This is a genomic window from Pseudomonas umsongensis (genome assembly GCF_012647205.1).
GTDB classification, from domain to species: Bacteria; Pseudomonadota; Gammaproteobacteria; order Pseudomonadales; family Pseudomonadaceae; genus Aquipseudomonas; species Aquipseudomonas umsongensis.
Genome location: NZ_CP051487.1, coordinates 527100 through 543087, shown reverse-complemented (window position 1 = coordinate 543087; position 15988 = coordinate 527100). Strand labels below are relative to the sequence as shown.

The 15988-nt window shown below is 61.7% G+C and carries 18 protein-coding genes; 6 read left to right on the top strand and 12 right to left on the bottom strand.

The features are described from left to right. Positions 1 to 38 precede the first annotated feature (38 nt). The 5 genes from HGP31_RS02420 to HGP31_RS02400 are packed head-to-tail and all read left to right on the top strand — an operon-like array spanning position 39 to position 4120. Positions 39 to 521: a hypothetical protein gene (locus HGP31_RS02420; protein ID WP_020796178.1), complete on the top strand. Its 483-nt coding sequence runs from the start codon at positions 39 to 41 to the stop codon at positions 519 to 521. Further along, entirely contained in the window at positions 518 to 1711 is a 1194-nt protein-coding gene (locus HGP31_RS02415) for a beta-ketoacyl-[acyl-carrier-protein] synthase family protein (protein ID WP_168757108.1), read from the top strand. Before HGP31_RS02420 ends, HGP31_RS02415 begins: the two co-directional genes overlap by 4 nt. Beyond that, complete coding sequence (locus HGP31_RS02410; protein WP_020796176.1) at positions 1708 to 2169, top strand: hotdog family protein; 462 nt, start codon at positions 1708 to 1710, stop codon at positions 2167 to 2169. The genes HGP31_RS02415 and HGP31_RS02410 overlap by 4 nt, the downstream gene beginning before the upstream one ends. Further along, a complete protein-coding gene (gene fabG, locus HGP31_RS02405; protein WP_020796175.1) occupies positions 2166 to 2894 on the top strand; it encodes a 3-oxoacyl-ACP reductase FabG in 729 nt (242 codons plus the stop codon). The genes HGP31_RS02410 and fabG overlap by 4 nt, the downstream gene beginning before the upstream one ends. Then, positions 2894 to 4120 carry a beta-ketoacyl-ACP synthase gene (locus tag HGP31_RS02400; protein ID WP_033044227.1) on the top strand — a complete coding sequence of 409 codons (1227 nt, stop codon included), beginning with the start codon at positions 2894 to 2896 and terminating at the stop codon, positions 4118 to 4120. Before fabG ends, HGP31_RS02400 begins: the two co-directional genes overlap by 1 nt. A 138-nt stretch (positions 4121 to 4258) precedes the next feature. Here HGP31_RS02400 and HGP31_RS02395 read toward each other — a convergent pair whose 3' ends face one another. Then, positions 4259 to 5161 carry a LysR family transcriptional regulator gene (locus tag HGP31_RS02395; RefSeq protein ID WP_020796172.1) on the bottom strand — a complete coding sequence of 301 codons (903 nt, stop codon included), beginning with the start codon at positions 5159 to 5161 and terminating at the stop codon, positions 4259 to 4261. 119 nt (positions 5162 to 5280) lie between these two features. On the opposite strand from HGP31_RS02395, the gene HGP31_RS02390 reads away from it, so the two are divergent. Next, positions 5281 to 6561 (top strand): MFS transporter, encoded by a 1281-nt coding sequence (locus HGP31_RS02390; RefSeq protein WP_033044055.1) that lies wholly within the window; start codon positions 5281 to 5283, stop codon positions 6559 to 6561. Here the strand turns inward: HGP31_RS02390 and gspM are convergent. Genes gspM through HGP31_RS02335 form a run of 11 tightly spaced genes read right to left on the bottom strand, consistent with a single transcriptional unit; the run spans position 6554 to position 15918 of the window. Next, positions 6554 to 7015 carry a type II secretion system protein GspM gene (gspM, locus tag HGP31_RS02385; RefSeq protein ID WP_020796170.1) on the bottom strand — a complete coding sequence of 154 codons (462 nt, stop codon included), beginning with the start codon at positions 7013 to 7015 and terminating at the stop codon, positions 6554 to 6556. The genes HGP31_RS02390 and gspM overlap by 8 nt on opposite strands. After that, positions 7012 to 8118: a type II secretion system protein GspL gene (gspL, locus tag HGP31_RS02380; protein WP_033044052.1), complete on the bottom strand. Its 1107-nt coding sequence runs from the start codon at positions 8116 to 8118 to the stop codon at positions 7012 to 7014. The genes gspM and gspL overlap by 4 nt, the downstream gene beginning before the upstream one ends. Then, positions 8115 to 8945, bottom strand: a complete 831-nt coding sequence (locus HGP31_RS02375) for a type II secretion system protein GspK (protein WP_033044050.1) — start codon at positions 8943 to 8945, stop codon at positions 8115 to 8117. Before HGP31_RS02375 ends, gspL begins: the two co-directional genes overlap by 4 nt. Further along, positions 8942 to 9484 (bottom strand): type II secretion system minor pseudopilin GspJ, encoded by a 543-nt coding sequence (gspJ, locus tag HGP31_RS02370; protein WP_020796167.1) that lies wholly within the window; start codon positions 9482 to 9484, stop codon positions 8942 to 8944. The genes HGP31_RS02375 and gspJ overlap by 4 nt, the downstream gene beginning before the upstream one ends. Then, positions 9477 to 9860 carry a type II secretion system minor pseudopilin GspI gene (gene gspI, locus HGP31_RS02365; RefSeq protein WP_033044049.1) on the bottom strand — a complete coding sequence of 128 codons (384 nt, stop codon included), beginning with the start codon at positions 9858 to 9860 and terminating at the stop codon, positions 9477 to 9479. Before gspI ends, gspJ begins: the two co-directional genes overlap by 8 nt. Continuing rightward, a complete protein-coding gene (gene gspH / locus HGP31_RS02360) occupies positions 9853 to 10320 on the bottom strand; it encodes a type II secretion system minor pseudopilin GspH (protein WP_033044047.1) in 468 nt (155 codons plus the stop codon). Before gspH ends, gspI begins: the two co-directional genes overlap by 8 nt. A 3-nt stretch (positions 10321 to 10323) precedes the next feature. Then, positions 10324 to 10773 (bottom strand): type II secretion system major pseudopilin GspG, encoded by a 450-nt coding sequence (gene gspG, locus HGP31_RS02355; RefSeq protein ID WP_020796164.1) that lies wholly within the window; start codon positions 10771 to 10773, stop codon positions 10324 to 10326. Between the two features lie 2 nt (positions 10774 to 10775). Beyond that, positions 10776 to 11984, bottom strand: a complete 1209-nt coding sequence (gene gspF, locus HGP31_RS02350) for a type II secretion system inner membrane protein GspF (RefSeq protein WP_168757107.1) — start codon at positions 11982 to 11984, stop codon at positions 10776 to 10778. A 3-nt stretch (positions 11985 to 11987) separates the two neighbouring features. Beyond that, a complete protein-coding gene (gspE, locus tag HGP31_RS02345; protein ID WP_168757106.1) occupies positions 11988 to 13466 on the bottom strand; it encodes a type II secretion system ATPase GspE in 1479 nt (492 codons plus the stop codon). After that, entirely contained in the window at positions 13463 to 15391 is a 1929-nt protein-coding gene (gene gspD / locus HGP31_RS02340; RefSeq protein ID WP_020796161.1) for a type II secretion system secretin GspD, read from the bottom strand. Before gspD ends, gspE begins: the two co-directional genes overlap by 4 nt. 8 nt (positions 15392 to 15399) lie before the next feature. Further along, positions 15400 to 15918: a type II secretion system protein N gene (locus HGP31_RS02335; RefSeq protein WP_168757105.1), complete on the bottom strand. Its 519-nt coding sequence runs from the start codon at positions 15916 to 15918 to the stop codon at positions 15400 to 15402. Positions 15919 to 15988: the final 70 nt, after the last annotated feature.

The window sequence follows — 15988 nt, the reverse complement described above, 5'->3', positions numbered from 1 at the left end:
AGCAACGTGCTGCGCAAGCCCGTTGAAGGGTGTGCCTGATGATTCGAGTTCTGCTGCTCGGCTGCATCCTGCTGCTGAGCGCCTGCGCGAGCCAGGCGCCACTGCCCGCGCAGACCCCAAGCATGGCGTTGCCGCTGCAATTGCACATCCAGCGCCTGCAGGCCGAACAACGCCAGGACTGGGTACTGGTCATCCAGCGTGAAGGCCCTGCCATACGCTGGTCGATGATGGACTTGCTGGGTATTCCGCAGGCCCGCCAGAAACTGGTCGATAGCCATTGGCAAGCCGATGGCCTGTTGCCGCCTAACCCGGAAGCCCGTGAGCTGTTCGCCGCGTTGCTGTTTGCACTGACCCCCAGGGATGAACTGCCTGGCAACTATCCAAAGGCGTGGCAATACGGGGCGCAACGCTCGCTGCCAGCGCGCTGGGACGTCCGTTATTCACAACCATTGAGCTTCGAATTGAATTTGCCCAAAGGCCCGAAATATCTAATCACCCCCCTGAGCGGTGACGCACCATGACGGCTTACCTCAATGCCCTCGGGGTCGTCTGCGCCCTGGGCCGTGACAAACAAGAAGTCGCCCGCCACCTGTTCGCCGGCGATTGCTCAGGCATGCGCAGCGAAGCCGGCTGGGTGCCAGAGCGTTCATTACCGGTAGGCGCGGTGCGTGGCGATCTCGTGCCGATTCCCGCAGAACTGGCCTGCCAACGCAGTCGCAACAATCAATTGCTGATGGAGGCCACGCTGCAAATTCGCGGTGACATCGATCAGGCCATCCAGACCTACGGCCGCGATCGCATCGGCATCGTGCTGGGCACCAGTACGTCGGGCATCGACGAAGCCAGCCAGGGCCTGGCTCGCTACTTGCGCGAACAGCAATTTCCGGCGCAATACGACTATCAGCAACAGGAACTCGGCGCACCGGCAAACTTTCTCGCCGACTGGCTGCAAGTAAGCGGCCCGGCCTATGTGATTTCCACTGCCTGCACCTCCAGCGCACGCGCATTGATGAGTGCCCAGCGCCTGCTCGATCTGGGCATGTGCGATGTGGTGCTGTGCGGTGGAGTCGACACACTGTGCAAGCTGACGCTCAACGGCTTCTCGGCACTCGAAGCCGTGTCCGGGCAGCGCTGCAATCCGTTTTCAGTGAACCGCAACGGCATCAATATCGGCGAAGCAGCCGTGCTGTTCCTGATGAGCAAGCAGCCTGGCGACCAGCCGATTGCCCTGCTTGGCAGTGGCGCCAGTTCCGATGCGCACCACATTTCCGCGCCAGAACCCACCGGCCGCGGCGCCCAACAGGCAATGCGCAAGGCCTTGAGCCGGGCCAGACTGCGGCCTGAGCAAATCGCCTACCTGAACCTGCATGGCACCGCCACCCAACACAACGACGCCATGGAAAGCCACGCAGTGGCGGCGGTGTTCCCGGCCGGCGTGCCCTGTTCTTCGACCAAGCCCATGACCGGCCATACCCTTGGCGCGGCCGGCGCGCTGGAAGCCGCCTTCTGCTGGTTGAGCCTGAGTGACGACAACCGCGAGCACCTCCTGGCCCCGCATGTCTGGGACGGCCAAGCCGATCCCGAGCTGCCCACCCTCAAATGGGTGACTCCCGCCGATCGCCTGGCGTCCACTGGACCTCGCTACCTGATGAGCAACTCCTTCGCCTTCGGTGGCAACAACGTCAGCCTGATTATCGGAGACGCCCCATGATTGATTGGCCGCTCGCCGAACTGCTGCCCCATGCTGGCGACATGATTCTCATCGAGCAGATCCTGGCATTCGATGAAGAGCAGATTCATACACGCCTCAGGGTCAAGCCCGACGGTCTGTTCAATTTGCCCGACGGCAGCCTGCCGGCCTGGGTCGGGATTGAACTCATGGCCCAGAGCGTCGCGGCCTTCGCCGGTTGCCATGCGCGCCAGCGCGGCGATGCAACGCAGCTGGGCTTTTTGCTCGGCTCTCGCAAGTTCGAATGCAACGTCGACCGTTTTCCCGCCGGCACCGAACTGACCCTGCATGGCATCCGCTCCCTGGAAGATGACAACGGCATGGGCGTGTTCGAGTGCCACATCAACGCACCCGGCATTCACGCCAGCGCCCGCCTGAACGTGTATCGCCCGCCTCAGGCGGCTCAATATCTTGATGAATCCGAAGGAGTCCAGTCATGACTGAATTCGTACTGGTCACCGGTTCCAGCCGTGGCATCGGCCGCGCCATCGCCCTGCGCCTGGCCCAGGCCGGGCATGACATCGTGCTGCATTGCCGCAGTGGCCTGGCGGATGCCCAAGCCGTACAAGTCGAAATCGAGACCCTGGGTCGCACTGCGCGCATCCTGCAATTCGATGTGTCCGACCGCGCCGGCTGCAAAGCCATCCTTGAGGCCGACGTCGAAACCCATGGCGCCTACTACGGCGTGGTGCTCAACGCCGGGCTGACACGTGACGGTGCTTTTCCGGCGCTGAGCGAGGATGATTGGGATGTGGTGATGCGCACCAACCTCGACGGTTTCTACAACGTGCTGCACCCGGTGATGATGCCGATGATCCGTCGTCGCGCTGCCGGGCGAATCGTTTGCATCACGTCGGTGTCCGGCTTGATCGGCAATCGCGGCCAGGTCAACTACAGCGCCTCGAAGGCCGGGTTGATCGGCGCGGCGAAGGCGTTGGCGATCGAGTTGGGCAAGCGCAAGATCACCGTCAACTGTGTCGCACCCGGCCTGATCGACACAGCCATGCTCGATGAAAACGTGCCGGTGGAAGAACTGATGAAAATGATCCCCGCACAACGCATGGGCACCCCGGAAGAGGTGGCCGGCGCGGTGAATTTCCTGATGTCGGCGGAAGCCTCGTACATCACCCGGCAGGTGCTGGCCGTCAACGGAGGCCTGTGCTGATGAAACGTGTCGTCGTCACCGGCATGGCCGGCATCACCTCGCTGGGCAGCGATTGGGCAACCATCGCCGACCACTTCGCAGCCAACCGCAGCGGCATTCGCCGCATGGACGAATGGGACCGCTTCACTGAACTCAATACGCGCCTGGCCGGGCCCATCGATGACTTCATCGTGCCGAGCCACTGGACGCGCAAACAACTGCGCAGCATGGGCCGCGTTTCGCGACTGGCCGTCGGCGCAGCGGAGCGGGCGTTGGCCGATGCCGGATTGCTCGGTGACGAATCGATCAAGGACGGGCGCATGGGCGTTGCCTGCGGGTCCTCCACGGGCAGCACCGACGAGATCAAGGCCTTCGGCAACATGTTGCTGAACTCGGTGGCCGAAGGCCTGAACGCCAACTCCTACGTGCGCATGATGCCGCACACCACCGCGGCCAACATCAGCATCTTCTTCGGCCTCACCGGCCGCCTGATCCCCACCTCCAGCGCCTGCACCAGCGGCAGCCAGGGCATCGGCTACGCCTACGAAGCCATCAAGTTCGGCCGCCTGCCGTTGATGCTCGCTGGCGGTGCCGAGGAACTGTGCCCGACCGAAGCCATGGTGTTCGACGCACTCTACGCCACCAGCCTGAAAAACAACGCCCCGCACACTACCCCGCGTCCCTATGACAAAGGGCGCGACGGCCTGGTGATCGGTGAAGGCGGCGGCATGCTGGTGCTCGAAGAACTGGAACACGCGCTGGCGCGAGGTGCCCGTATTCATGCCGAACTCGTTGGTTTCGGCAGCAATGCCGACGGCCAGCACACCACCCGCCCGGAGCAAGTCACCATGCGCCGGGCCATGGAGTTGGCCCTGGAAGATGCGGGCTTGAGCCCTGCCGACATCGGCTACGTCAACGGTCACGGCACGGCCACCGAACAGGGCGACATCGCCGAAACCCTGGCCACCAGCAGCCTGTTTGGCGAACACATGCCGATCAGCTCACAAAAGAGCTTCCTCGGCCACACGCTCGGCGCCTGCGGTGCGCTGGAGTCCTGGTTCAGCATCGAAATGATGAACAGCGACCTGTACGCCCACACCTTGAACCTTGACGAAGTCGACCCGCATTGCGGCAAGCTCGACTACCTGCGCGGCGAGTTCCGGCAGATGAGCAATCAGTACGTGATGAACAATAATTTTGCGTTTGGCGGGGTGAATACGTCGCTGATTTTCAAACGCTGGGCGTAGGCGGCGAGCGCACTTCAATCCCTTGTAGGAGCGAGCATGCTCGCGATGGACTAAAGAACGCCGCGTGTCACCAGGAAACAAGCGTCATCGTTGACGACCATCGCGAGCATGCTCGCTCCTACAGGGACGGTGCAGCCTTCATGACTTTAACGGCTCAACCTTCCTCGTCAACAACTCCACGAACGCCCGCGCCATCGGCGACTTCTGGTCCTTGCGCTGCACCAGCCACACCGCCGACACCGCCGCCGGGTCGAGCAACGGCCGATAGACCACCCCGTCGATGCGCATCCGCTGATAAGACGCCGGCAGCACCGACACACCCAATCCTGCGGCTACCAGACCAATGATAGTCATCGCTTCGCCGGCCTCTTGGGCAAAGTGCGGACTGAAGCCGGCATCACGGGCCAGGCTGAGTAATTGTGCGTACAGGCCACTGCCATAGCTACGGGGGAAAAATACGAAAGGCTCCAGTGCCAGGGCGGACAGGAACAGGCCTTCTTCACTGCCCTGCGCCAAAGGGTGCTTGGAACTGAGCACGGCCACTAACGGCTCACGCATCAACTCGACGACGCTCAAGCAATCCGGCAGCCCCAGCGGCCGCATGATCCCGACTTCGATCGACTCATCCACCAGCGCATCGGCCACCTGGGTGCTGCTCATTTCCCGCAAATTCAAATGCACTGCCGGAAAACGCTGGCGAAACGAAAAAATCGCCTGGGGAATCGTTGAGTTGAACGGTGCCGACGATGTGAAGCCGATTTTCAGTTCGCCCAACTCGCCCAACTGCGCCCGCCGCGCAACATCCGCCGCCTTGTCGACCTGCGCCAGCACCAGCCGTGCCTCTTCCAGGAACAGTCGACCGGCCTCGCTCAGCTCGACCCGACGATTGGTACGCTCGAACAATCGCGCACCCACTTCCTGCTCCAGGGCCTGGATCTGCTGGCTCAGCGGCGGCTGCGAGATACCAAGCGCCTGCGCAGCGCGGCCGAAGTGCAGTTCTTCGGCGACGGCGATGAAGTAACGCAGATGACGCAATTCCATGAAAACCCCATTAGGTCGTTAAAGCTATCAAACAGGTCGAACAATATATTGGATTGAATCATTAGCCAGCTATATGCTTTTTTCATTGCCTGACGGGCTGCGCTCCTCCGAGGTCCACCGTGAAAACTGCTGTCGCTCCACTTACCCATGAAGTTCCTCCCGCCACACCAGACGATGTGGCTGCCGAGCTGGAAGAGATCTACATCGAAAAAGGCACGCCAGCCTTCATGCGCACGGTGCTGGCGCTGTTCTGCGGCGGCTTCGCGACGTTCGCCCTGCTCTACTGCGTGCAACCGATGATGCCGCTGCTGTCCAACGAATACTCGATCAACGCGGCGCAGAGCAGCCTGATTCTCTCGGTAGCCACGGGCATGCTTGCCATTGGCCTGCTGATCACCGGCCCGATCTCCGATCGCGTCGGGCGCAAAACGGTGATGGTGGCGGCGCTGTTTGCCGCCGCACTGTGCACCATGGCCAGCGCGATGATGCCGAGCTGGCACGGTGTCCTGGCGATGCGCGCGCTGATTGGACTGTCGTTGAGCGGCCTGGCGGCGGTGGCGATGACCTATTTGAGCGAAGAGATTCACCCGCAGCACATCGGCCTCGCCATGGGTTTGTACATCGGCGGTAACGCCATCGGCGGGATGAGCGGGCGTCTTATCACCGGCGTCTTGATCGACTTCGTCAGCTGGCACACGGCAATGCTGGTGATCGGCGGCCTGGCACTGATTGCGGCAGCGGTATTCTGGAAAATCCTCCCCGAATCGCGCAACTTCCGTGCCCGCTCGTTGCACCCGCGCAGCCTGGTCGACGGTTTCACCATGCACTTTCGCGACGCCGGGCTGCCACTGCTGTTCCTCGAAGCCTTTGTGTTGATGGGGGCGTTCGTCACCCTGTTCAACTACATCGGCTACCGCCTGCTGGCCGAGCCTTACCACATGGAACAGGCCTTTGTCGGATTACTCTCGGTGGTGTATCTCTCGGGTATCTACAGTTCGGCGAAAATCGGCTCGCTGGCCGACAAAATCGGCCGCCGCAAAGTGCTCTGGAGCACTATCGCGCTGATGATCGGCGGTCTCGCCCTGACGATGTTTACGCCATTGCCGCTGGTCATCATCGGCATGCTGGTCTTCACCTTCGGTTTCTTCGGCGCCCACTCCGTCGCCAGTAGCTGGATCGGCCGTCGTGCCACCAAGGCCAAGGGCCAGGCATCGTCCTTGTACCTGTTCAGCTACTACGCAGGAGGAAGCATTGCTGGCACGGCGGGCGGCGTGTTCTGGCACTTGGCTGGCTGGAATGGAATCGGCTTGTTCATCGGTGGACTGCTGGCCGTGGCATTAATGGTCGCCTTGAAGCTTTCAAAGTTGCCGCCACTGCCAGGCACCGGTGCGACTATCTGAGCACTATCTGCGCCTCCAGTACCGCGTTGCGCTTTTCCAGGGTCAAGGATTGCAGCGCGGTGCCGTCACGTTCGATGCGGTCCAACCATGCCAGTAATGCCTTGGCGTCACCGCTGAGGTTCAGGCGCAACTGATCACCGTCGGTGTTGACCTGATGCAGTTCGAGTCCGGCCTCGGTAGCACTTTCGCTGACGTGCAGTGACAGCGGCTGAGTGACAGGCTCGCGCATGCTGCGCGGACGCGCCAGCTGCAGTTGCGCCGTCAGTGCCAGCTGCTGCTGATACTGACGCTCGGCCGCTGCAAGACGCTGTTGCGTCGGTTGCCAGACCAGGCTGAATGCCGCTACACCAAAGACAAACGCGACCAACACCAGCAACAATCGTTGTTCGCGCAGCGACAGGCGCTGCCAGCGCTGCAGCAGCACCGGCCATGTGACCAACCCGCTCAGCTTCATGCGCCTTGCTCCAGGGTCAGGGTCGCCTGCACCCGATCGCCTTCCTTGCTCGCGCTGTCGAGTCGCACAGGCAAACCTTGCTGGCGGCCACGCTCACGCAGTAATTCCAGTTCGGTAAAACTATTGGCGGTCAGCCGGACTTTCCAACCATCGCTTTCGCGAAATTCAATGCGCTGGACATCGACATTGCTGGCGCCGATGACTTGTTCGACGAGTTTGACCAGCCCGGCGATATGGCCGTCCTGAGGGGCCGCATTTTGGCTTTGCATTACATTGAGTTGTAACGCCAGGTCAACGATGCGGGTCTGCTCCGGGTAAAGCCCTTTGAATTGCTCCACGTTGCGACTGTAGAGCTGGCGGGTCTGGTTTTCGAGAAAGCCGATACGTGCCGCGCTGGCACCCCAGTCGAGCAGCAGCAGCGACAACACGACCAGCCCGCCGAAACGCCAGGGCAGGCGCTTTCGAGGCGCCGCGAAATCGCCGTGCAACAGATTGATTGCCGGTCCATGCACCGGGATCAGCCACTGATCGATATCAGTGGCATCCTTACGCTCGTCACGCCACTGAACGTCCCTGGGCAAGCCTGGCTCGAGCGCCACCAGATCTTCATCCGACAACGTCAGGCGTGCAGGCAAGCCTCCACCGAGCAACCAGCGGCCAAACCACCAGATGCCGAGTGCCTGGTCACGAGGCAACACATCGGCATCGACGAACACAGATCGCACCTTAATACTCACTTCGGCCAGCAGCGCGAGGACAACGGCAAATCGTTCGCGGTCGATCACCATCACCGGATAGCGACCTTGTGGATCGCGCGCACCGGTACTCAGGTGCAGCTTTTCCAGGGCTTGGCTCAACTGCTCTTCGACAGCGTAAGCGATGGCCTGGGCATCAGGTTGGCGCCTGGATGGCCATGGATCGCTGAGCAACCAACTGCACAGTTCCATGGGCAACAGCACATCGACCGCCTGCCCAGCCAGTGACTGTGCCGCTTGATCCAAGGGCAAGCGCTGCCGTTCGCCGGTCGAAGTCCATAGACAACAAGGCCAGGCGAGCGTGGGCAGGCCCAAGCCTTCGGCTGTTAGATAAAGCCAGGTTTTCATTGCTGGATCTCGCTTGCATTCGAGGGGAGAACACGCCGTTGCAGGATCTTCAACTGACGCGTCTTGGGGTCGCGTTCGACATCGGTTGCCAGCCGCAGATGCCCCTGCCCCTGGGTTACTTGAACGGTGATCCGGTACCAGCGGCTATCAACGCCCAGGCCATGGCCGCTCAAGCCCAAACCGGATATCAGCGGGTCCTGGGTAAAGGCCTGAACGCTTGGCCAGCCTGCCGGGGAACGCTGGCGTACCAAGGTTTCGGCCGTGGTGCGCTCGATACCGTCGAGCGTACGCAATACCAGCGCTGGCGCTGTGTTGATGTTCATCGTGGCCTTTGCCGGCAACAGCGCGACCCAGGGCGCCAAACGACGCAACAGCTCAGCATCGACACCAGGAAGCAGTCGCAGCTGGCTGAGCTCGAGCAGCGGCCCTACTTGCTGCAGTTGCAACGACGGCAGTTCGAGCAGCGTCAGCAAACGCATCCAGCGCTTGAGCGTGACTTGATCGATCTGCCCCTGAATCAACAGGGTATTGAGATTGAAACGACCGGCCAGATCCTCGATCTCGACGCGTATCTGCGCATCTTCAATGGCAAAAGCGCTGGAAGGTTCGGCCATCGGCTCGCTGTCTTTTTGCTGAGCCTTGAGCAACACCAGGCCCCAGGTTTCCCCGGCTACACCGAGTTGCCGCAGGTGCATCTGCTGTAACTGCTGCCCGGTGCTTTGCAGCAATGCGCGATGGCTGCGCAGCATGCCGCCGATGATCAATAACGCCAGGCTCATGACCAGCAACACACTGATCAGAGCAACGCCGCGTTGACCGGCCCTCATGGCAGTGCTCCCGGCAATAACAGCACCCGACGGATCGCCTCGAAGCGCCCTGCCGACATTTGCATTTCCACCGCCAAGGGCGCCTTCGGGCTCTGCCCGGACGGCCAATCGCCGCGCCAACCAACCTGGCTGTCGTACAGACGCCAACGCACCTCTCGAACATCGTCGAGCAGTTTTTGCCGCTGCACGCTCTGCGCCCCTTCCGCCCGGCTGTCACGCCAAAGCGCGCCGTTGTCGAGTCGATAAGTCAGCAACTGCCGCTCACTGCGCGGTAAGTCCAGCGGATTACGCCAATTGCCGCGCAGCAGTTGCAACTGCGACGGGTCTTGCACGACAGGCGGCTGCGCGATGTGCATAAGGTCACGTTCGATTACTGCCACGGCGCGTTGCAGGTTCCTGAGTTCACGTTCGTGGCTCAGGGTGCCCCGCTGCACGCGCACCACACTGTCGAACAGCGTCCAGCTGGCCAGCCCCAGCAAGGCAAAAATCGAAATGGCAATAACCAGTTCGAGCAGGGTGAATCCGCCTTGCTCATTCATGACGATTGGCTATCCAACCGGTGGCGCGGAACAGGGTCTGGTCACGTCCGGCAAGGCCGACCTCGACTTCGACCAACAACCCGGGAGGATCGCGCGTCGGGTCGACGTTTTGACGTACAACCCAGTCGCGTTGACCCAGGCTCACCATCCGTTGTGGCTGCGCAAGCACGGGGGACGATTGCAGTCGCAGCTCGCTCAGCTGATTGTCTGCCACCCAGGCCGCGAGAAGACGCTCTTCGGCAGCGCCTGCCTGCCTGACCACGTATTGGCTTGCGGACAGCACCGCCGTCGCCAGGGTCGCGAAAATCGCCAGGGCCACCATGACTTCAAGCAAGGTGAATCCACTCATGCGAACAATGGCCGGTGGCTCACTCATCGATCATGATCTCGCCCATGCCATCACCGGACAGGGTCGCCCAAATCTTGTCTTTGCCAGCGAACGTCAGTGTGAAGTTGCTGGTTTCATCGCTGCTGTACAGCAGAATCTGCGGAGGGCCGACGTCAGCGCCCAGCCTCAGGGCATACCCCTCCTGCTCAAGGCTCAGTTGCAAGCTCTCGGGCCATCGGTTGAAGGCGGCCAGCGGTTCCCAGCCACGCCCATCCAGACGCATCGACCGGTACCCCAGGACGCTCAGCCGCAGACCGTATTCGCGCCCCTCCAGCACTGCCTGTTGCCGCAGCTGGCGGATGACGCCACCCAGGGCGCTCGCTTCCTGCCTCGCTTGCTGTGCCGGGTGGATGCCCGTGGCCAGACTCACCATGCCCAACAGCACGCCGATCAGGACGGTCACGATCATCATTTCCAGCAAGGTAAATCCCCGACTACGGCGCGGCATGGTTCAACTACCCCAATTGCCGATTTCCGCTGCGTGCCCTTCGCCACCCGCTACGCCATCGGACCCGAGGGAATACAAGTCATAGCCGCCATCCGCCGATTTAACACCGGGATTGAGGTACTGATAGGGCGTGCCCCACGGATCAACGGGCAAGGATTTCAGGTAACCCTGAGGGTTCCAGCTCCTCGCCGCCGGCATTCCGGAAGGTCGCTTGCTCAAGGCCTCCAGCCCTTGTTGCGTGGAGGGGTAGTGGAAGTTGTCGAGACGATACATTTCCAGGGCGGTGCCGATGGCCTGGAGATCGACTTTGGCCGCGGTGACTTTGGCCTGATCGGGGCGGCTCATGAACTGCGGCACCACGATTGCCCCCAAAATGCCGATGATGACTACCACCACCATGATCTCGATCAGGGTAAAGCCGTGCTGGGAAGTTCTGTGACGTAAAGCGTGCATGGTCAATTCACCAATTGGTTGAGGCTGAGAATCGGAAGCAGAATGGCCAGGACGATCAGCAACACGACGCCGCCCATCAGCACGAGCATCGCGGGCTCGAACAGACTCACCACCAGGGCAATTCGCGCCGCCAGGCTGCTTTCCTGTTGTTCGGCGGCGCGGGCCAGCATGCGATCGAGTTCGCCCGCCCGCTCGCCACTGGCGATCATGTGCAGCATCATCGGCGGGATATCGCCGCTCAATTCCAGGCCATGGGTCAGGGTTGCGCCTTCGCGGACCGAGCGGGCGACATCGGTCATTCGCGCACGGATGGTCAGGTTGCCGATCACGGCAGCGGCAATTTCCAATGCGTCGACCAAAGGCACGGCGCTTTTGCCGAGGATGGCCAGGGTGCTGGCAAATCGTGCGGCCTCCATTGCGCGCAGCACGTCGCCAAAAACCGGGACGTTCAACGCCAGGCGATGCCAGCGCAGGCGCCAGGCTCTTTGACTCAAGCTCCAGCGCCAGAGGGCGACCAGCAGCGCCAGCGCAGCTATCAACAACAAGCCATGGCTACGCAACCCGTCACTGGTACGTATCAATGCCCGCGTCAGCCACGGCAGCGGTTGGCCGCTGTCGACGAAAATCTTCACTACGTCGGGCACCACGTAACCGAGCAGAAAGCCGACGATGACCACGCTGGCCGACATCAGGATCAACGGATACACCAACGCCATCTGGATCTTTTGCCGTGAGGCCTGGCGAGCCTGGGTATACGCGGCCAATTGCTCCAGCACATGGCCCAGATGGCCGGAACGTTCGCCAGCGGCCACGGTGGCACGGAACAGGTCGGGAAACGCCTTGGGAAACTGCGCCAGCGCATCGGCGAGGGCATGCCCTTCCATGACCCGACTCCTGACCATCGACAGCAAACTGGCAACCCGACGCTTGGCACTCTGTTTCGCCACGGCCTCAAGAGATTCCTCCAAGGGCAATCCGGCCTGAACCAGCGTGGACAATTGCAGTGTCAGCAGTGCCAGGTCGGCGGCACTCAAACGCCCTGCGCTGCCTGGCTTGTTTGTGCAACCAACGACCTGGATTTCCTTCAAGTCCCGCGGCCACAACCCGCGCTCACGCAACAGTTGCCGAGCATGACGGGGGTTGTCTGCCTCCAGCCGTCCCTTGCAACGGCGACCCTGACCGTCATCGGCCCGGTAATCGAATGTCGGCATGACCTAGTCCTCCCGCGTCACGCGCAACAACTCGTCGAGACTGGTCAGCCCGTCCAGCACCCGTTGGCGGCCGTCCTGGAACAGACTGCGCGACATCTGGCGGGCCTCGTTGGCCAAGGCTTGTTCACTGGCCCCCTGGTGAATCAGCGATGCCAGTGACGGTGTCACGCAGATCAACTCATAGATGCCGACGCGCCCGCGATAGCCGTGCTGACACTGCTCACACCCCACGGCCCGGAACAGCTGCAGCGATGCGGTGCCGAGCCCCAGGCGCTGGCAAGCTGTTGCATCGGCGCTGTAGGGCACCTTGCAATGAGGGCACAAGGTGCGCAGCAGTCGCTGGGCTAGAACACCCACCAGCGACGATGCCAACAGGTAGGCATCGACACCCATGTCCGCCAGGCGAGTCACCGCACCGACCGCACTGTTGGTGTGCAGCGTCGAGAGCACCAGGTGACCGGTCAGCGAAGCCTGGACGGCAATTTCAGCAGTCTCGCGGTCACGGATTTCGCCGACCATCACCACATCCGGATCCTGACGCAGGATCGCTCGCAACCCCCGGGCAAAAGTCATGTCCACTTTGGGGTTGACCGGCATCTGCCCCACGCCCGGCAGGTGGTATTCGATGGGATCTTCGACCGTAAGGATATTGCGGGTCTGGTCATTCAGACTGTTGAGCGCGGCGTAGAGGCTGGTGGTCTTGCCTGAGCCGGTGGGCCCGGTCACCAGCAAAATGCCGTGCGGTTTGCCCAGCAGGTGGCGCAGGTTCCGGAGGATGTCCTCCGGCATGCCCAGACGCGACAACTCAAGGCGCCCGGCCTGCTTGTCGAGCAAGCGCAGTACCACCCGTTCGCCGTGTGCCGAGGGTAGGGTCGAGACCCGCACATCGACTTCATGCCCGGCCAGGCGCAAGGCCATTCGACCATCCTGGGGCACACGCTTTTCAGCGATATCCAGGCGCGCCATGACCTTGATGCGCGATACCAGCAGCGTTGCCAATTCACGTCGGGGCCGGAGCATTTCGCGCAACTGCCCGTCGACCCGCATGCGCACCGACAGGTACTGCTCGAACGTTTCCAGATGCACGTCCGAGGCGTGTTCGCGCATGGCCTCGCTGAGTAATGCATTGATCAAACGGATGATCGGCGCATCGCCCTGCTGCTCCAGCAAATCGGCGGTTTGCGGTACCTTGTCCACCAGGCTGAGCAAGTCCAGTTCTTCGTCCAGCCCTTGGGCGACCTGCTCGGCGGCGCTCTGGCCTTCGCGGTAGGCGGCGGCCAGGCGGGTCGCAAAAATATCAGGGGTGAGCACCTGCAGCGACAGCTCGCGAGCGCATGCCCGGCGAGCTTCCGCCAGGGCGGTGAGCGGCGTATCGGCCCGCACCGCAAGGCTCGCCTTGTCGCCTTCGCTCTCCAGCAGCACGCCGAAACGACGGGCAAAACCGAAGGGCAGTGGTGGGCAACCATCGCTCGAATGGGTCATGGCGTCTGCGGTGCCGGCTTGCGCAGGTCGAACACGGGCGCCTTGGAAACCGGTTCGAACAGCTGACGCGAATCTGACGGCAGCAGCAACGAGTTGTTATCCCGCGCCCCCGCCTGGCTCAAGTCGCGCAGTGCGTTGTAACGCTGCTGGCTGATACCGTTCAGGTCTTCCTTGCTGCGTACAATCGTGGGCCGCAAGAACACCATGAGATTGCTTTTACTCTGGGTGTCTCGGTTCCAGCGAAACAGAGCACCCAGGTAAGGAATATCCCGCAGTAACGGCACCCCGCTTTTTTGTGTTCTTACGCTGTCTCTGATCAGCCCGCCAATGACGATGATTTCGCCATCGTCGGCCAGGATGGTGCTCTTGAGTGCACGCTTGTTAGTGATCAGGTCCGAAGAATCGATGCCTGATACCGACGGCGCGATGTCCGACACTTCCTGCTCAACCTCCAGCCGCAGCGTCGAGCCTTCGTTGATGTAGGGCTTTATCTTCAGGCTGATTCCCACGTCCTCGCGGGTGACTGTGGTAAACGGATTATCCGCCCCATTACTGTTTGTGGCGTAGGAGCCGGTCTTGAACGGGACGGTCTGGCCGACGATGATGTGCGCTTCCTGATTATCCAGCGTCAACAGGCTGGGCGTAGAAAGCAGGTTGCTGTGGGTATTGCTGGCCAGGGCCGAAATCAATGCGCCAAAGCGATCACTGCCCAGGCGTAACAGCGCGCCTTCGGGTGCGGATTTCTTCTCGTCGAAATCCAGGCCGCCGACAATCGGGATATCGGTGCCGGGGAAGTTGATGAAGCCTTTCGCGTCGCCGGTACTGAAGCCCCATTGCACGCCAACCGCTTCAGCGATGTCCCCGGAAATCTCGACGATGGCGGCATGGATCAGCACCTGCGCGCGCGGCTGGTCCAACTGACGCACGATGCTTTCAATGGTCCTGACCTGCTCCGACTCGGCGATCAGCACCAGCGCATTCTGGCTTTCGTCAGCCTTGATCATGAAGGCAGTCCCGGTTGGTGCGTCCTTATTGCTGCCAAGGGTTGGGGCCGTTTTTCGGCCCTGCCCCATGCTTTCCAGAATCTCGGCCAATTGCTTGGCGTCGCTGTGACGCAGGCGGATCACCCGAGCGTTGTCCGGAGCCGCCGTGGCAGGAACATCGAGACCGCGCGCCAGTTCGGCCAAGCGTTGGCGAACGGCTGACGGGCCAATCAGGATCAGCCGATTGGTTCTGCTGTCGGCCAATACCTGGACCGCGTTCTCGGCAGTGCGCTTGCCCAGGGAGGCTTCCATGACGGAGGCCACGTCACTGGCCTGGGCGTGACGTAACTGCACTACGGCGTGCATATTGTTTTGTCCAGAGTCCAGCTGGCGGATGACTTGGACGATGCGTTGCGCATTGGCTGCCGTTTCCGTGACCACCACTGCATTGGCCGACACGGACGGCCCGACATAGCCGTTGACCGAGACCAAAGGCCGGACCAGCCCGGCGATATCGGCGGCACTGCCATTGTTCAGCTCGATCACTCGAGTGACAAATTGCGAGGGCGTAGCGTTCTTTGCAGCGCTGCTGCCAGCGCGAGTCCTGGCTTCTGTCACTGGCGTGATCAGGATGCGGTCACCTTGGTCGATCACCGTGAAGTTGTGGGCGTCGAGCACCCCGTAGAACAAGCGGCGCACGCCTTCGCGATCAAGGGCTTGCCGAGACACAACGGTGATGCGTCCGGAGACCCTGGGATCGAGCACCACGGTGGTCCCCAGAATGCCGGAGATTTCTTCAACGATGTCGCGCAACTCAGCGTTGTTCATCGCCAGCTGCCACTTTTCCTCAGCTGCCTGCAACGCGCCCGGCAAAGCCAGACTCGCCAACACGACAAGGAAACGCATCGAGCGCAAGGCCTGCGCGCCAATGAAACTGTTCATTATGTTGATTACTCTGACGGCCCGGAAACCGGGCGTAGAAAACGCGTGGAAACAGCGGGAGCCTGTGTGTCGCCGGGTGACTCGAGCTTTCGCAGGAACCGCGCAACGGACGGTCGCAGCGTTAGTCGCTCTTCGCGCCCCTTGTTCCACAGCACCACTTGATTGGCCTCGACGCGACGCAGCACGCTGCCACCGGGCAAACGTTCGCCCACCTGATACACACGTGAACCTTGATCATCGGCGAGCAACGCTCTGGACACGCCGCCGCTCAAGACAAAACTGGCCTGCAAGGTCAGCGGTTCGGCACTGGCGAGCAATGAGGCTCCTTGGGTCAGGCCGAGCACCGACACCACCGCACCAGCATCCAGCGGTACATGGGCGGGACCAGGGATTGGCGCCGCCATGGGTAGCGGCGGCGCGGCAAGGCGCTCCCGAAAGTGCCACTCCTGCCAGATCAGCAGCGCTGCATAACCCAACGGCATGACTACCAGGCCGAAACGGCTCAGCACCCGCCACGAATTCTTCATGAGTAGTTCACTCGAGCCGTTCGATAACCTGAATCCGTCATTTGCAACTCGAAAAAAAGAGAACCTCCAG

Excerpts from the sequence above, each read along its gene's own strand:
- HGP31_RS02335 (WP_168757105.1), bottom strand. The coding sequence starts at position 15,918 with ATGAAGAATTCGTGGCGGGTGCTGAGCCGTTTCGGCCTGGTAGTCATG.
- gspD (WP_020796161.1), bottom strand. The coding sequence starts at position 15,391 with ATGAACAGTTTCATTGGCGCGCAGGCCTTGCGCTCGATGCGTTTCCTT.
- gspM (WP_020796170.1), bottom strand. The coding sequence starts at position 7,015 with ATGAAGCTGAGCGGGTTGGTCACATGGCCGGTGCTGCTGCAGCGCTGG.
- fabG (WP_020796175.1), top strand. The coding sequence starts at position 2,166 with ATGACTGAATTCGTACTGGTCACCGGTTCCAGCCGTGGCATCGGCCGC.
- HGP31_RS02375 (WP_033044050.1), bottom strand. The coding sequence starts at position 8,945 with ATGAGGGCCGGTCAACGCGGCGTTGCTCTGATCAGTGTGTTGCTGGTC.
- HGP31_RS02400 (WP_033044227.1), top strand. The coding sequence starts at position 2,894 with ATGAAACGTGTCGTCGTCACCGGCATGGCCGGCATCACCTCGCTGGGC.
- gspH (WP_033044047.1), bottom strand. The coding sequence starts at position 10,320 with ATGCCGCGCCGTAGTCGGGGATTTACCTTGCTGGAAATGATGATCGTG.
- gspJ (WP_020796167.1), bottom strand. The coding sequence starts at position 9,484 with ATGAATGAGCAAGGCGGATTCACCCTGCTCGAACTGGTTATTGCCATT.
- gspF (WP_168757107.1), bottom strand. The coding sequence starts at position 11,984 with ATGCCGACATTCGATTACCGGGCCGATGACGGTCAGGGTCGCCGTTGC.
- gspL (WP_033044052.1), bottom strand. The coding sequence starts at position 8,118 with ATGAAAACCTGGCTTTATCTAACAGCCGAAGGCTTGGGCCTGCCCACG.
- HGP31_RS02410 (WP_020796176.1), top strand. The coding sequence starts at position 1,708 with ATGATTGATTGGCCGCTCGCCGAACTGCTGCCCCATGCTGGCGACATG.
- gspG (WP_020796164.1), bottom strand. The coding sequence starts at position 10,773 with ATGCACGCTTTACGTCACAGAACTTCCCAGCACGGCTTTACCCTGATC.
- gspI (WP_033044049.1), bottom strand. The coding sequence starts at position 9,860 with ATGAGTGAGCCACCGGCCATTGTTCGCATGAGTGGATTCACCTTGCTT.
- gspE (WP_168757106.1), bottom strand. The coding sequence starts at position 13,466 with ATGACCCATTCGAGCGATGGTTGCCCACCACTGCCCTTCGGTTTTGCC.
- HGP31_RS02420 (WP_020796178.1), top strand. The coding sequence starts at position 39 with ATGATTCGAGTTCTGCTGCTCGGCTGCATCCTGCTGCTGAGCGCCTGC.
- HGP31_RS02415 (WP_168757108.1), top strand. The coding sequence starts at position 518 with ATGACGGCTTACCTCAATGCCCTCGGGGTCGTCTGCGCCCTGGGCCGT.
- HGP31_RS02395 (WP_020796172.1), bottom strand. The coding sequence starts at position 5,161 with ATGGAATTGCGTCATCTGCGTTACTTCATCGCCGTCGCCGAAGAACTG.